The sequence below is a fragment of the Pseudomonas sp. ASL9 genome, assembly GCF_056680335.1.
The window spans coordinates 3,119,580-3,133,486 of record NZ_CM155277.1 but is presented as its reverse complement, the minus strand read 5'-3'; the positions used below and the strand labels follow the sequence as shown (position 1 = coordinate 3,133,486).

General features: G+C 59.2%; 13 protein-coding genes. 11 read left to right on the top strand and 2 right to left on the bottom strand.

Features of this window, described 5'->3' with window-relative positions; all coding sequences use genetic code 11:
- Positions 1-9 precede the first annotated feature (9 nt).
- The 5 genes from gmk to AC1ME2_RS14345 all read left to right on the top strand — a co-directional run bounded on the left by gmk (position 10) and on the right by AC1ME2_RS14345 (position 4,414).
- Positions 10-630: a guanylate kinase gene (gene gmk, locus AC1ME2_RS14365; RefSeq protein ID WP_480434762.1), complete on the top strand. Its 621-nt coding sequence runs from the start codon at positions 10-12 to the stop codon at positions 628-630.
- Between the two features lie 155 nt (positions 631-785).
- Positions 786-1,049 (top strand): DNA-directed RNA polymerase subunit omega, encoded by a 264-nt coding sequence (rpoZ, locus tag AC1ME2_RS14360; protein ID WP_480434761.1) that lies wholly within the window; start codon positions 786-788, stop codon positions 1,047-1,049.
- Between the two features lie 60 nt (positions 1,050-1,109).
- Positions 1,110-3,218: a bifunctional GTP diphosphokinase/guanosine-3',5'-bis pyrophosphate 3'-pyrophosphohydrolase gene (gene spoT, locus AC1ME2_RS14355; RefSeq protein WP_480434760.1), complete on the top strand. Its 2,109-nt coding sequence runs from the start codon at positions 1,110-1,112 to the stop codon at positions 3,216-3,218.
- A gap of 25 nt (positions 3,219-3,243) precedes the next feature.
- Positions 3,244-3,624 (top strand): RidA family protein, encoded by a 381-nt coding sequence (locus AC1ME2_RS14350; RefSeq protein ID WP_003229509.1) that lies wholly within the window; start codon positions 3,244-3,246, stop codon positions 3,622-3,624.
- A 52-nt stretch (positions 3,625-3,676) separates the two neighbouring features.
- The gene (locus AC1ME2_RS14345; RefSeq protein ID WP_480434759.1) at positions 3,677-4,414 is read left to right on the top strand and encodes a hypothetical protein; all 738 of its coding nucleotides are present in this window, start codon (positions 3,677-3,679) and stop codon (positions 4,412-4,414) included.
- A gap of 87 nt (positions 4,415-4,501) precedes the next feature.
- Here the strand turns inward: AC1ME2_RS14345 and AC1ME2_RS14340 are convergent, their stop codons facing one another.
- Complete coding sequence (locus AC1ME2_RS14340; RefSeq protein ID WP_480434758.1) at positions 4,502-5,359, bottom strand: SDR family oxidoreductase; 858 nt, start codon at positions 5,357-5,359, stop codon at positions 4,502-4,504.
- Between the two features lie 223 nt (positions 5,360-5,582).
- Here AC1ME2_RS14340 and exbB point away from each other — a divergent pair, with 223 nt between their 5' ends.
- From exbB to AC1ME2_RS14310, 6 genes are all read left to right on the top strand, one after another.
- Positions 5,583-6,548, top strand: a complete 966-nt coding sequence (gene exbB, locus AC1ME2_RS14335) for a tonB-system energizer ExbB (RefSeq protein WP_480434757.1) — start codon at positions 5,583-5,585, stop codon at positions 6,546-6,548.
- 3 nt (positions 6,549-6,551) lie between these two features.
- Entirely contained in the window at positions 6,552-6,980 is a 429-nt protein-coding gene (gene exbD, locus AC1ME2_RS14330; protein ID WP_480434756.1) for a TonB system transport protein ExbD, read from the top strand.
- The gene (locus AC1ME2_RS14325; protein ID WP_480434755.1) at positions 6,977-7,723 is read left to right on the top strand and encodes a TonB family protein; all 747 of its coding nucleotides are present in this window, start codon (positions 6,977-6,979) and stop codon (positions 7,721-7,723) included. Before exbD ends, AC1ME2_RS14325 begins: the two co-directional genes overlap by 4 nt.
- A 93-nt stretch (positions 7,724-7,816) precedes the next feature.
- Positions 7,817-8,752, top strand: coding sequence for a hydrogen peroxide-inducible genes activator (locus AC1ME2_RS14320; RefSeq protein ID WP_480434754.1), 936 nt, complete (start codon positions 7,817-7,819; stop codon positions 8,750-8,752).
- Positions 8,749-10,824: an ATP-dependent DNA helicase RecG gene (recG, locus tag AC1ME2_RS14315; RefSeq protein WP_480434753.1), complete on the top strand. Its 2,076-nt coding sequence runs from the start codon at positions 8,749-8,751 to the stop codon at positions 10,822-10,824. The genes AC1ME2_RS14320 and recG overlap by 4 nt, the downstream gene beginning before the upstream one ends.
- 76 nt (positions 10,825-10,900) lie before the next feature.
- A complete protein-coding gene (locus AC1ME2_RS14310) occupies positions 10,901-12,298 on the top strand; it encodes an aminoacyl-tRNA deacylase and HDOD domain-containing protein (protein WP_480434752.1) in 1,398 nt (465 codons plus the stop codon).
- Between the two features lie 555 nt (positions 12,299-12,853).
- Here the strand turns inward: AC1ME2_RS14310 and AC1ME2_RS14305 are convergent.
- The gene (locus AC1ME2_RS14305) at positions 12,854-13,831 is read right to left on the bottom strand and encodes an SDR family oxidoreductase (RefSeq protein WP_480434751.1); all 978 of its coding nucleotides are present in this window, start codon (positions 13,829-13,831) and stop codon (positions 12,854-12,856) included.
- Positions 13,832-13,907 lie beyond the last annotated feature (76 nt).

Genomic DNA, 13,907 nt, shown 5'->3' with positions numbered 1-13,907 from the left:
TACCCCGACATGACCCACAGCACCGGCACCCTGTATATCGTTTCTGCACCCTCTGGCGCGGGCAAAACCAGCCTGGTCAAAGCCCTGATCGACGCCCAGCCGCTGATCCGCGTCTCGGTCTCGCACACCACGCGGGCCATGCGTCCCGGTGAAATCGACGGGGTGAACTATCACTTCGTCGACCGCGCCCAGTTTGTGCGGATGGTCGAGCACGGCGATTTTCTTGAACAGGCAGAAGTCTTCGGCAATCTGTACGGCACCTCGCAGAGCCGCCTGCAACAAACCCTTGATGAAGGCCATGACCTGATCCTGGAAATCGACTGGCAAGGCGCCGAACAAGTGCGCAAATTGCTGCCCGATGCGCGCTCGATTTTCATCCTGCCGCCCACCCAGCAGGCGTTGCGTCAGCGCCTGACCAACCGTGGCCAGGACAGCGATGAGATCATCGAAGGGCGCATGCGTGAAGCGGTCAACGAGATGAGCCATTACGTGGAATATGACTTCATTGTGATCAACGATGACTTCGCCACGGCCCTGGAAGACCTCAAAGCCATCTTCCGTGCCAACCAGTTGAAGCAGAAACCGCAACAGCAGCGTTTCAGCGATTTGCTCCGCCGACTGCTGGCCTGAAAAGCACTTTTCGGACACTTTAAGCGTGCATAAGCGGCGTATTGGGGTGCCCTTGAGAAATCAGCGCTTCCCTAAACGCTGGTGATTTTTTAAACTGTTCAGTCCGCTCGCCCATCCGGGCACCGCGCATACTGCATTTGCTACGAGGAATACCCATGGCCCGCGTGACCGTTGAAGACTGCCTAGACCACGTCGTTAATCGCTTTGAGCTGGTCATGCTCTCTACCAAGCGTGCCCGTCAATTGGCTACCGGCGGTAAAGAGCCAAAACTGCCGTGGGAAAACGACAAGCCTACCGTTATGGCACTGCGTGAAATCGCAGCAGGCCTGATGAGTTACGCTGTTATTGCAGAGGCTGAGATTGTTGAAGATGAGCCGTTGTTCGCAAACTTCGACGACGAGTCCCACGAGGCCGGCTAAGCCTATGCCTGGTCGACGTAGTACGGCACAGGGCAAAAGCCATCGGCAGGGGGTAACGCCTTGCCGAGCATAGACGCCCTCGCCGATCGTCTGTCGACCTACCTCGGTAAAGACCAGGTCAATCTGGTCCGCCGAGCGTATTTCTATGCCGAACAAGCCCACGACGGCCAACGCCGTCGCAGCGGTGAAGCCTACGTCACGCACCCTCTAGCGGTCGCGAACATTCTTGCCAGCATGCACATGGACCATCAAAGCCTGATGGCGGCCATGCTGCATGACGTGATCGAAGACACCGGAATCGCCAAGGAAGCACTCTGTGCGCAGTTCGGCGAAACCGTGGCCGAACTGGTCGATGGAGTCAGCAAGCTGACTCAGATGAACTTCGAGACCAAGGCCGAGGCGCAAGCTGAAAACTTCCAGAAGATGGCCATGGCCATGGCCCGCGATATTCGCGTGATCCTGGTCAAGCTGGCTGACCGGCTGCACAACATGCGCACGCTGGAAGTCCTGTCCGGGGAAAAACGTCGGCGGATCGCCAAGGAAACCCTGGAAATCTATGCGCCCATCGCCAATCGCCTGGGCATGCACAGCATTCGCATCGAGTTCGAAGACCTCGGGTTCAAAGCCATGTACCCGATGCGCTCCTCACGCATTGGCCAAGCGGTCAAACGCGCACGGGGCAATCGCAAAGAGCTGGTCAACAAGATCGAAGAGTCCCTGAGCCATTGTCTGGCCGTGGATGGTATCGAAGGCGAAGTCAGCGGTCGGCAGAAACACCTGTACGGCATCTACAAGAAGATGCGCGGCAAACGCCGGGCCTTCAACGAAATCATGGACGTTTACGCGTTCCGCGTCATCGTCGACAAGGTTGATACTTGCTACCGCGTGCTGGGCGCTGTGCATAATTTGTACAAACCCCTACCCGGTCGCTTCAAGGATTACATCGCGATTCCCAAGGCCAACGGCTACCAGTCGCTGCATACGACGCTGTTCGGCATGCATGGTGTACCCATCGAAATCCAAATTCGCACCCGCGAAATGGAAGAGATGGCGAACAACGGGATCGCTGCGCACTGGCTGTATAAATCCAGCGGCGATGAGCAGCAAAAAGGCACGCATGCCCGCGCTCGCCAGTGGGTCAAAGGCGTGCTGGAAATGCAGCAGCGCGCCGGCAACTCGCTGGAGTTCATCGAAAGCGTGAAAATCGACCTGTTCCCGGACGAGGTCTACGTGTTCACGCCCAAAGGCCGGATCATGGAGCTACCCAAAGGCTCCACGGCTGTCGATTTCGCTTATGCGGTGCACACCGATGTCGGCAACAGCTGCATCGCCTGTCGGATCAATCGTCGCCTGGCACCGCTCTCCGAGCCGTTGCAAAGTGGCTCGACGGTCGAGATCGTCAGCGCACCCGGCGCACGTCCGAACCCGGCGTGGCTGAATTTCGTGGTCACCGGCAAAGCCCGGACCCATATCCGCCATGCCCTCAAGCTACAACGCCGCTCTGAATCCATCAGCCTGGGCGAACGCCTGCTGAACAAGGTACTCAACGGGTTCGATACCACCCTGGAGAAAATTCCAGACGAACGCGTGCAAATGATTCTGGACGAGTACCGCGTAGAGGTCATCGAAGACCTGCTCGAAGACATTGGCTTGGGCAATCGCATGGCCTACGTCGTTGCCCGTCGTTTGCTGACCAGCGACGCCGAGCAGCTGCCAAGCTCCGAAGGCCCGCTGGCGATTCGCGGCACCGAAGGCCTGGTGCTCAGCTACGCCAAGTGTTGCACGCCGATCCCGGGCGATCCGATTGTCGGCCATTTGTCTGCGGGCAAGGGCATGGTTGTGCACCTGGACAACTGCCGCAATATCAGTGAAATCCGCCACAATCCGGAAAAATGCATCCAGCTGTCCTGGGCCAAGGATGTTACCGGCGAATTCAACGTCGAGTTGCGAGTCGAGCTGGAACATCAGCGCGGCCTGATTGCCCTGCTGGCCAGCAGTGTGAATGCCGCCGACGGCAATATCGAAAAAATCAGCATGGATGAGCGCGATGGTCGCATCAGCGTGGTCCAACTGGTGGTCAGCGTGCACGACCGTGTGCATCTGGCCCGCGTGATCAGAAAACTGCGCACCCTGACCGGGGTCATCCGCATCACCCGAATGCGCGCGTAGCCACCCACTTCATCAGGAGTTCTTCATGACCAAGACCGTTATCACCAGCGACAAAGCACCTGCAGCCATCGGCACTTACTCTCAGGCGATCAAAGCTGGCAATACCGTCTATATGTCCGGGCAGATCCCGCTGGACCCGAAAACCATGGAACTGGTCGAAGGCTTCGAAGCCCAAACCGTTCAGGTGTTCGAAAACCTGAAGGCCGTTGCTGAAGCAGCGGGCGGATCGTTCAAGGACATCGTCAAACTGAACATCTTCCTGACCGACCTGAGCCACTTCGCCAAGGTCAACGAGATCATGGGCAAATACTTCGACCAGCCTTACCCGGCCCGCGCTGCCATCGGCGTTGCCGCGCTGCCAAAAGGCTCGCAGGTCGAAATGGACGCCATCCTCGTTATTGAATAAATCTCTCGGCGGAGCGCTAGCCGTTCCGCCTCTGCAAAGGAAGGACTCCGCTATGCGCTTCGCGCTTGCCCTCTCGCTGCTCGCCACACTTTTGAGCGGCTGTGCCAGCCACGCCGACCGTAACCCTGACGGCATCTGGATCAATCAAACCGCTATCGACGCTGCCTCCAAGGGTGGAAATCTGCGCCAGGCGCTGCTCGCTAACGGGCCTAACCTGGAATGGCACGTTGACACCAAAGCCAATCAGGCTGCCTTCTCCAACGGCTTCGAGCTGAGTGAGGGCAAAATCGTCAGCGCCGCTGACGGTAAATTTCATGTCGATTTTTACGGTAATTTCTTTGAGGACCTGACCCTCAAGGACGACGAACTGGTTCAAGCTGCCAGCGAGTCAGGCCCAGAACAACGTTTCGTGCAGCCCAAAGAGCCCAGCCCTGCCGATGCTCCACCGGGCAGCAGTTTCGAGAAAGCCCTGTATAGCGCCTATATGGGCGGCAAATGGAAAATTGTCGACGGTGAGGGTGCAGGTGGCGTCGTCCAGTTCCAGCCTGATGGCAGCGTTATCGGCTTGCCAGGCAATGATCGTTACGCGCTTTGCCTAGCCGGTGATTGTGCAGCCATGAGCGGTGAAAACGACAGCCTATGGCTGGAAAAAGCCCAGCAAGGCAATGCCTGGATCTTCGTCCGCAAGGACAAGCAGATGGAAATACTCAAGGCCGTCAACCAGGCCAAGTCCGACGAAATGCCGGACCTGCGCCCCGGCGCACGTCGCTGGTTGCTTGAGCGGGACTGAAACTAACGCGCTATACCCTTCGTTCCCACACCCCTATGCAGGCTGTGTGGGAGCGAATTTATTCGCGAAGGCCGCCTATTTAAACTCTTATTTCTGCCCCTCAAGTATCGCTGCATACCCCTCACGATAGCTGACATAGCGCGGCACCCAACCCAAGGCCCGGGCCCGGGCATTGCTGCAACGCTTGCTGCCGGCGCGACGCACGCTGGCCTCTGCAGACCACTGGGTAACACCCAGGTACTCACGCAGCCACGCAACCACCTCGGCCAATGGCGCGGGCGCATCATCGACGCCGATATAGCAATCATCCAGTTCGGCACCACGGGCATTCGCCTGTAGCAAGTGGGCCAATAACCCTGCGGCATCATCGGCATGAATGCGATTGCCATATAAAGGCGGCTCGACCACTACGCGATAACCCTGGCGAACTTGCGTCAGCAGCCATTCGCGGCCCGGTCCATAGATACCGGTCAAGCGCACCACACTGGCGGGGATGCCACTGCGCAAGGCCACTTGCTCGGCCTCGAGCATCAGCCGACTGGAATAACCTGTCGCCTGGGTCGCCGATGACTCATCGACCCACTCTCCCTGCTGTTGCCCGTACACACTGCTGCTGGACACAAACAATAGGTGTTTGGGCGTCTGCCCGTGCTCCTTGAGCCAGCTCAATACATTGCGCAGGCCATCTACATACGCGGCCCGGTAACCGGCTTCGTCATGATCGGTCGCCGCAGCGCTGTAGACCAGATACTCGATAGGCGAAGTCGGCCAATCGCGTGGGCAGTTGGCATCGAACAGGTCTCCTGCAATGCCTCGCACCCCGGCAGGCAAGCGCGCAACAGACCGGCGCAAACCGGACACAGTCCATCCCTGAATAAGTAGTTGGCTGGCAAGACGGCTTCCAACATCACCACAACCAGCAATCAGAACAGAAGGGGCAGACATCTTGGAACTCCACAATAAACGTGCGATAACAGCGCCGTAAAAGGTCGAAAATGACGTCTGAATTTAATCAGAAACGTGTGGCTGACAGGGAAAAGATGCAGCGTCACTTGTTGTTAACGAGAATTATTTGCAATAATGCGGGCCCGTTTGTTCTCCTTCCCTGCTCACACGCCGGGTGCCAAGTAGCAGAACGAAGCCCTTTTTCCTCTCAGGTCAGGCCAGCATGACACGCATTCAGTCCCCCGCTTCGCCAACCAAGCTTGCCAGCCTGCCGCGTGCATGGCGCGGCATTACTGCCCTGATGTTCAGCTTGATGCTGGCCCCCGGCGCTTTCGCCAATGAGCCGGTTACTCCGCCTGCGGCCCATGCTGCCGCTGCCGTAGCCGCCAACGGTACTGCCGCCCCTGTTGCTATCCCCATCGCCGACGCAGTGCCTGTCGAGCAAGGTGAAGTTGCAGCAGCAGCCGTCGACAACAGCCTCGGCATGGCCAACGACCTGTCGCCATGGGGCATGTACCAGCACGCCGACATCATCGTGAAAATTGTCCTGATCGGTCTGGCTATCGCCTCGGTCATCACCTGGACAATCTGGATCGCCAAAGGCTTTGAACTCGTGGGCGCCAAACGTCGTCTACGCGGTGAAATCGTCAACCTGAAAAAGGCCCGCACCCTCAAGGAAGCCAGCGACAGTGCCAGCACAGAAGGCACGCTGACCCACCTGTTGGTGCATGACGCCCTCGAAGAGATGCGTCTGTCGGCCAACAGCCGTGAACGCGAGGGCATCAAGGAGCGGGTCAGCTTCCGCCTGGAGCGTCTGGTTGCAGCCTGTGGCCGCAACATGAGCAATGGCACTGGCGTGCTCGCGACCATCGGCTCCACCGCGCCCTTCGTCGGCCTGTTCGGCACCGTATGGGGGATCATGAACAGCTTCATCGGCATCGCCAAAACCCAGACCACCAACCTGGCCGTTGTGGCCCCCGGCATCGCCGAAGCCCTGCTGGCTACCGCACTGGGGTTGGTTGCAGCGATTCCGGCCGTCGTGATCTACAACGTTTTCGCCCGCTCCATCGCGGGTTACAAAGCACAGGTATCCGATGCGTCGGCACACGTCCTGCTGCTGGTCAGCCGTGACCTCGATCATCTGCCGGCCGAGCGCAGCCCGCAGCCGCACGTGGTTAAAGTGGGGTAAACCATGGGCCTGCATCTGAACGAAAACAGCGGCGATGATCTCGTCGAGAACCACGAAATCAACGTCACGCCGTTTATCGACGTCATGTTGGTATTGCTGATCATCTTCATGGTGGCAGCCCCGCTGGCAACGGTCGATATCAAGGTCGACCTGCCCGCCTCCACCGCCAAGCCTGTTGCGCGGCCCGAAAAGCCGCTGTTCCTCAGCGTCAAGGCTGATCAGAGCCTGTTCCTGGGTGATGACAAGGTGAGCCGCGAACAGCTCGGGCAAGTGCTCGACGCCAAGACCAAGGGCAAAAAAGACACCACGATTTTCTTCCAGGCCGACAAGGGCGTGGACTATGGCGACCTGATGGAAGTGATGAACGCCTTGCGCGGCGCTGGCTACCTGAAAGTTGGCCTTGTGGGTCTCGAGACGGTTGGTAAGAAATGATAACCCCGCGCCAAAAACTGACGCGCTATAGCGGTAGTCTGTTGTTGGTGCTTGCCGTTCACGCTATCGCGATTATCGTCGCGCTGCGCTGGTCGGCGCCCGAAGCAATCGAGCTACCTCCCAGTGCGATGATGGTCGAACTGGCGCCATTGCCAGAGTCCGCACCGCCACCGCCGCCCGAGGTCGTACCGCCGCCGCAACCACCGACGCCGGTGGAAGAATTGCCGTTGCCGAAACTGGCTGAAGCGCCGACGCCGGAAATCGCTATTCCCAAGCCAGTGATCAAACCCAAAGCCAAGCCACAGTCGCCCAAACCACAGAAAAAACCGGAGCCACCGAAGGAAAAGCCTGTCGAGGAAAAACCTGTAGATACGCCACCCTCGACTGAGCAAGCGGCGAAGCCTGCTCCAACGCCGCAGCCAGCGAGTATGCCGTCGATCAGCAACGCCGTACCCAACTGGAAAAGCGAATTGCAGCAGCATCTGGCCAAGTACAAGCGATACCCCGAAGATGCTCGTCGACGTGGTGCACAAGGCACCGTCCGCTTGCGCTTTGTCGTCGAGGCCAATGGCAACGTGCGGTCATTCTCGCTTGAGGGCACCTCCGGCAATGCCGCACTGGATCGGGCGACCCTTGAAATGATCCGCCGGGCACAGCCGTTGCCCAAACCGCCAGCCGAAGCACTGACTAACGGCACAGTGGAAATACTCGCACCTTTCGATTATTCGCTGACAAAACGCTGAAATCATACTTTTGATTGGCAAGGGTACAGCTGATAACGTGCGTCTATCGATTGCAGCCGCTATGCTGGGTCTGCAGCTTAATGGACGCACGTTATGACCCTTACAGAATTGCGCTATATCGTTACGCTCGCCCAAGAGCAGCACTTCGGCCACGCCGCCGAGCGCTGTCATGTCAGCCAGCCGACGCTCTCGGTGGGCGTGAAAAAGCTTGAAGATGAACTCGGCGTGCTGATTTTCGAGCGCAGCAAGAGTGCCGTACGCCTGACGCCCGTTGGCGAAGGTATTGTCGCTCAAGCGCAAAAAGTACTCGAACAGGCTCAAGGCATCCGTGAACTGGCTCAAGCTGGCAAAAACCAGCTGACCGCGCCGCTCAAGGTCGGCGCGATCTACACCGTCGGCCCGTACCTGTTCCCGCACCTGATCCCGCAACTGCATCGGGTCGCCCCGCAAATGCCGTTGTACATCGAAGAAAACTTCACCCATATCCTGCGCGACAAACTGCGCAACGGTGAGTTGGACGCGATTATCATTGCGCTGCCGTTCAATGAAGCCGACGTACTGACCCTGCCACTGTACGACGAACCGTTTTACGTACTGATGCCAGCGGACCATCCATGGACCCAGAAAAAGTCCATCGATGCCGCAGCACTGAACGACAAGAGCCTGTTGCTGCTCGGCGAAGGACATTGCTTCCGGGATCAGGTGCTCGAAGCGTGCCCGACACTGGCCAAAGGCAGCGAAGGTGCAAGGCACACCACGGTCGAATCCAGTTCACTGGAAACCATTCGGCACATGGTTGCCTCAGGGCTGGGCATCTCGATCCTGCCGATGTCGGCAGTCGACAGTCATCACTACGCACCCGGCGTGATCGAAGTGCGTCCGCTGACCCCGCCCGTGCCGTTTCGCACCGTCGCCATTGCCTGGCGTGCGAGCTTCCCACGGCCAAAAGCAATCGAAATCCTCGCCGACTCCGTGCGCCTGTGCTCGGTGGCCCGGCCTAAAGCGGAAGCGAGCCAAGTCGCGACATGAGTGAGCTGTCCCACGTCTCCGTTACGGCGCTTAAAGGCGTCGGCGCGGCCATGGCCGAGAAGCTGGCCAAAGTTGGCCTCGAGAACCTTCAGGACGTCCTGTTCCACTTGCCGTTGCGCTATCAGGACCGCACCCGTGTCGTGCCCATTGGCGCATTGCGTCCCGGGCAGGATGCGGTGATTGAAGGGGTGGTCAGCGGTGCCGATGTGGTCATGGGTAAACGACGCAGCCTGCTGGTGCGCCTGGGCGATGGCACGGGCACGCTCAGCCTGCGGTTTTATCACTTCAGCAACGCGCAAAAAGACGGGATGAAGCGTGGGACCCACTTGCGCTGCTACGGTGAAGCCAGGCCCGGCGCCTCTGGACTGGAAATCTATCACCCGGAATACCGTTCGCTGACCGGCGATGAGCACATCGCGGTAGAGCAGACCCTTACACCCATTTATCCGACCACCGAAGGCCTGACTCAGCAGCGCTTGCGCCAGCTGTGCCAGCAGAGTCTGGCGCTGCTCGGTCCAAAAAGCCTTCCCGACTGGCTCCCTGAAGAGCTGGCGCGCGACTATCAACTGGCGCCACTGGATGAAGCCATTCGTTACTTGCACCATCCACCAGCGGACGCAGACGTCGAAGAACTCGCCCTGGGCCATCATTGGGCCCAGCATCGCCTGGCGTTCGAGGAGTTGCTGACCCATCAACTGTCGCAACAACGCCTGCGTGAAAGCCTGCGCTCGCAGCGCGCCCCGGCGTTGCCGAAGGCGACAAGGCTGCCAGCGCAGTTCCTCGCCAATCTTGGTTTTGTACCCACTGGGGCGCAGCAACGGGTCGGCAATGAAGTCGCTTATGACCTGTGTCAGCCGGAACCCATGCTGCGCCTGATTCAGGGCGATGTCGGCGCGGGCAAGACCGTGGTCGCCGCCCTGGCCGCCTTGCAGGCACTGGAAGCGGGTTATCAGGTGGCGCTGATGGCACCGACCGAGATTCTGGCTGAACAGCACTACGTCAATTTCAAGCGCTGGCTTGAACCCTTGGGCACTGACGTCGCGTGGCTGGCAGGCAAGCTCAAGGGCAAGGCACGGGCCGCCTCGCTGGAACAGATCGCGGGGGGGACGCCCATGGTGGTGGGCACCCACGCGCTGTTTCAGGATGAAGTGCAGTTCAAGAATCTGGCGCTGGTGATCATCGATGAACAACATCGTTTCGGCGTGCAACAGCGCCTGGCTCTGCGCAAAAAAGGCGTCGGCGGCCTGATGTGTCCGCATCAACTGATCATGACGGCAACGCCGATCCCGCGCACCCTGGCCATGAGCGCCTACGCCGACCTCGACACCTCGATCCTCGACGAACTCCCACCGGGCCGAACACCGGTCAATACCGTGCTGGTGGTCGACAGTCGCCGTGTCGAAGTGGTCGAGCGGGTTCGCGCTGCCTGCGCCGAAGGGCGTCAGGCCTATTGGGTATGCACCCTGATCGAAGAGTCCGAAGAACTCACCTGTCAGGCCGCCGAGACTTCATTCGAAGAGTTGACCAGTGCCCTCGGCGAACTGCGTGTGGGCTTGATCCACGGACGCATGAAGCCCGCAGAAAAAGCCGCCGTCATGGCCGAGTTCAAGCAAGGGGCGTTACAGCTATTGGTGGCAACCACGGTGATTGAGGTCGGCGTCGACGTGCCCAATGCCAGCCTGATGATTATCGAAAACCCGGAGCGTCTTGGCCTGGCGCAGTTGCACCAGTTGCGCGGGCGCGTCGGTCGGGGTAGCGCCGCGAGTCATTGTGTGTTGCTCTATCATCCGCCCCTGTCGCAGATTGGTCGCCAACGCCTGGGCATCATGCGCGAGACTAATGATGGTTTTGTTATCGCTGAAAAAGATTTAGAGCTGCGCGGTCCTGGTGAAATGCTCGGTACCCGGCAGACTGGCTTGCTGCAATTCAAGGTCGCCGACCTGATGCGTGACGCAGACCTGTTGCCAGCCGTTCGTGACGCCGCGCAAGCCTTGCTCGAACGTTGGCCCCAACATGTAAGCCCACTGCTGGAACGCTGGCTGCGCCATGGCCAGCAATATGGGCAGGTGTAAAGAGTATGGGCCCATAACGACGCCGCATAACTAAGCTGGTTATACTCCTTCGACTGTAACAACCTGGATACATACCATGACAGAAGTTGCCTTCGCCGATGCAACCCCGCCTACCTCGTCTGTCATCCGGGCGCTGTTTGGCAAATTAGCCATCAGCTACCGGGAGGTCAAGGATGACACGAGCCTGCCTGCCTCACAGAAAGTCCAAGCCATATTGGTCGAAGATACCGTCGGCGTGCTGATGGTCTTGTTTCCACAGAGCCATCTGCTGGACCTCAATCGTCTCGCCGAGTTGACCGGACGCAAGCTGACCGGAGTCCCTCAGGAACGCCTTGAGCGCATGCTCGGCAAACACCACCTGAGCATATTGCCCGGCATACCCGCGTTGACCAGCTCACCGTGCCTGTACGAAGAACGCTTGCTGCAAGAGCCGACGCTGCTGGTCTGCTCGGGCGAGCCAGGCGTGTTGCTGGAAATCTCCAGCGAAGCCTTCAAAGGCATGATGAGCAACGCCAGCGCTGCGATTTTCGGCGAGCCGCTGAATGCGATCCGACCCAACCTTGACCGCCCGGACGATGACAGCGAGGAAATCATCCAGGCGATACAGACCTTCACTGCCCGTCGCATTCAGCAACGTCTGGAAGCGACCCTGGAAATTCCACCGCTGGCCGAGACCGCGCAAAAAATCATCAAGCTGCGGGTCGACCCCAACGCGACCATCGATGACATCACCGGCGTAGTTGAAACCGACCCAGCGTTGGCGGCACAAGTGGTCAGCTGGGCCGCGTCGCCCTACTACGCATCGCCCAGCAAAATCCGCTCGGTGGAAGACGCCATCGTCCGCGTGCTTGGCTTTGATCTGGTGATCAATCTGGCCTTGGGCCTGGCACTGGGTAAAACCCTGAGCTTGCCCAAGGATCGCCCGCAACACTCCACACCTTACTGGCAGCAGTCTATCTACACGGCCGCCGTGATCGAAGGCCTGACCCGCGCCATGCCTCGGGCACAGCGCCCAGAAGCCGGCCTGACGTACCTCTCCGGTCTGCTGCATAACTTCGGTTACCTGCTGCTGGCCCACGTCTTCCCACCGCACTTCTCGCTGATCTGCCGCCATCTGGAGGTCAATCCGCACCTGTGCCACAGCTATGTCGAACAACATCTACTGGGCATCAGCCGCGAACAGATCGGTGGCTGGTTGATGCGCAACTGGGATATGCCCGAGGAGCTATCCACGGCGCTGCGCTTCCAGCACGATCCGTCCTACGCGGGCGCTCATTGCGAGTACGCGAACCTGGTCTGCCTGTCGGTGCGCCTGCTGCGTAAAAACGGCATTGGTTCAGGCCCGGAAGAGAATATCCCGGATGACTTATTCGAACGCCTGGGTCTGTCGCGCGAAAAAGCCGAAGAGGCCGTGAAGAAAGTGCTAGAGGCCGAAGTGATCCTGCGAGAACTGGCATCGCAGTTCCCGACGTAGTAAGGGGCCTGCTGCAATCTTCGCTCGGAGGCCCCGCCCCGTCTCCGACGCCGCGCTGTCGCGCAGCAAACGGGGTCTCGATTCTGCCCGGAGGGCGCAGGAGCGCGCTTGCCCGCGATCGGCCCGGGGTCGCGTCCGACCGAAGCAGTCGCAAATGGGTTGACGCCGATGTCGCAGGAAAGCCCTTCGGGTCGAGCGCGACCCCGGCTTATCGCGGGCAAGCGCGCTCCTACAAAGGGTCAGCGTTTGGCTGAAAATCACTTGCAATTTATATTCTATTTTTCAATAACTTACAGGTTGTTTGATGGAGCAAGCCTGCAACTACGCATCCCGCTGCGAAGGCGTTGGATCAGGTTAAAATATTCCGCAAGTCATGACGTTTTTCTTTACACAACAGCCCTCTTCGCAGCGGGATGCGTAGTTGCAAGCCTGCTCCCACAGTTGATCTACTACGTCAGAAAATAATCATTTAAAACCAATGATTTAAAAACTGTTTGATCGGAACCCCCGGCGGCAACCACCGCCAGGCGGAAGACTGGTGATGCCGGTCGGTGTTCAGGTCATTGAGGGAAGACAACCCATGCCCTCCAGCGTGGCCTCCACCGCCTCGTCCAGCGGAGTGTGCGGTTCTTGGCCGAGTGTGGCTTGCAGGTGCGCGTTGCTCATCCGAACCGGCGTGTACCACAGGTATCGCATCTCAAGTAGTTCGCGAAACGTCGCCACAAAAGGTGAAGCCAGCTTAACCAGCCACCAAGGAAAAGCACGTAGCTTCGGCTGCCTACCACCACGCCCTGTTACGACGCGGCAGATCGCCTCAGCCATTTGCATTCCGTTGGCGTCCCAATGGCCAGCCATGTGAAATACCGCAAACGGCGCCAAGGCGTCGCGACGCTCTAGCAATTGCACCATCGTGCGTGCCGCATCGGGAATATAGGACCATTGATGACCCACGCCGGCCAGGTTGGGAAGATTTATGGTCGCCACCGGCTGGCCCGGCTTAACCAAACCTTGCGAAAACCAACTACTGCCCGACTTCGACCCGAAGAAGTCGCCAGCCCGTACGATAATCACCCGGCATCCCTGAGTCGTTGCAGACTCCAGGCGACGCTCCAGCTCCACACGAATGGCACCCTTGCGGGTTTTCGGTTGCTGCGGTGAATCTTCATGGAGCACTGGAAAGGCGCTCGGACCAAAGTTGTACACGGTGCCGGGCAGTACGACAGTGGCGCCTTGCGCGCTCGCCGCTGCAAGGGTGTTGTCGAGCATAGGCAGCACAAGCTCGGCCCAGCGGCGATATCCCGGCGGGTTCACTGCATGCACAATCACCGAGCAGCCGAGCGCTGCTGCCATGACATCGTTGCGATTCATCGCATCACCGACGATCCAGGTAATGCCGTCCCGTTTCTCTGCGGCGTGCTGCTCTCCTCGCTGGAGTGCGCGCACATCCCACCCGCTATCGCACAGCTGCCGCGCCATTTCGCCACCAATGCCACCGGTGGCGCCGAGAACCAGCACCGTGTTGTTGCCCGCCATGTTAAATCTCCGCTGCGTTGGAATGGAGAAAGTCTGGGCCGGATTACACCCGAATAGAATTGTTCAAGATGAGGCA

Coding starts and splice junctions, on each gene's coding strand:
- gmk (WP_480434762.1), top strand. CDS start 10: ATGACCCACAGCACCGGCACCCTGTATATCGTTTCTGCACCCTCTGGC.
- rpoZ (WP_480434761.1), top strand. CDS start 786: ATGGCCCGCGTGACCGTTGAAGACTGCCTAGACCACGTCGTTAATCGC.
- AC1ME2_RS14350 (WP_003229509.1), top strand. CDS start 3,244: ATGACCAAGACCGTTATCACCAGCGACAAAGCACCTGCAGCCATCGGC.
- AC1ME2_RS14345 (WP_480434759.1), top strand. CDS start 3,677: ATGCGCTTCGCGCTTGCCCTCTCGCTGCTCGCCACACTTTTGAGCGGC.
- AC1ME2_RS14340 (WP_480434758.1), bottom strand. CDS start 5,359: ATGTCTGCCCCTTCTGTTCTGATTGCTGGTTGTGGTGATGTTGGAAGC.
- exbB (WP_480434757.1), top strand. CDS start 5,583: ATGACACGCATTCAGTCCCCCGCTTCGCCAACCAAGCTTGCCAGCCTG.
- exbD (WP_480434756.1), top strand. CDS start 6,552: ATGGGCCTGCATCTGAACGAAAACAGCGGCGATGATCTCGTCGAGAAC.
- AC1ME2_RS14325 (WP_480434755.1), top strand. CDS start 6,977: ATGATAACCCCGCGCCAAAAACTGACGCGCTATAGCGGTAGTCTGTTG.
- AC1ME2_RS14320 (WP_480434754.1), top strand. CDS start 7,817: ATGACCCTTACAGAATTGCGCTATATCGTTACGCTCGCCCAAGAGCAG.
- recG (WP_480434753.1), top strand. CDS start 8,749: ATGAGTGAGCTGTCCCACGTCTCCGTTACGGCGCTTAAAGGCGTCGGC.
- AC1ME2_RS14310 (WP_480434752.1), top strand. CDS start 10,901: ATGACAGAAGTTGCCTTCGCCGATGCAACCCCGCCTACCTCGTCTGTC.
- AC1ME2_RS14305 (WP_480434751.1), bottom strand. CDS start 13,831: ATGGCGGGCAACAACACGGTGCTGGTTCTCGGCGCCACCGGTGGCATT.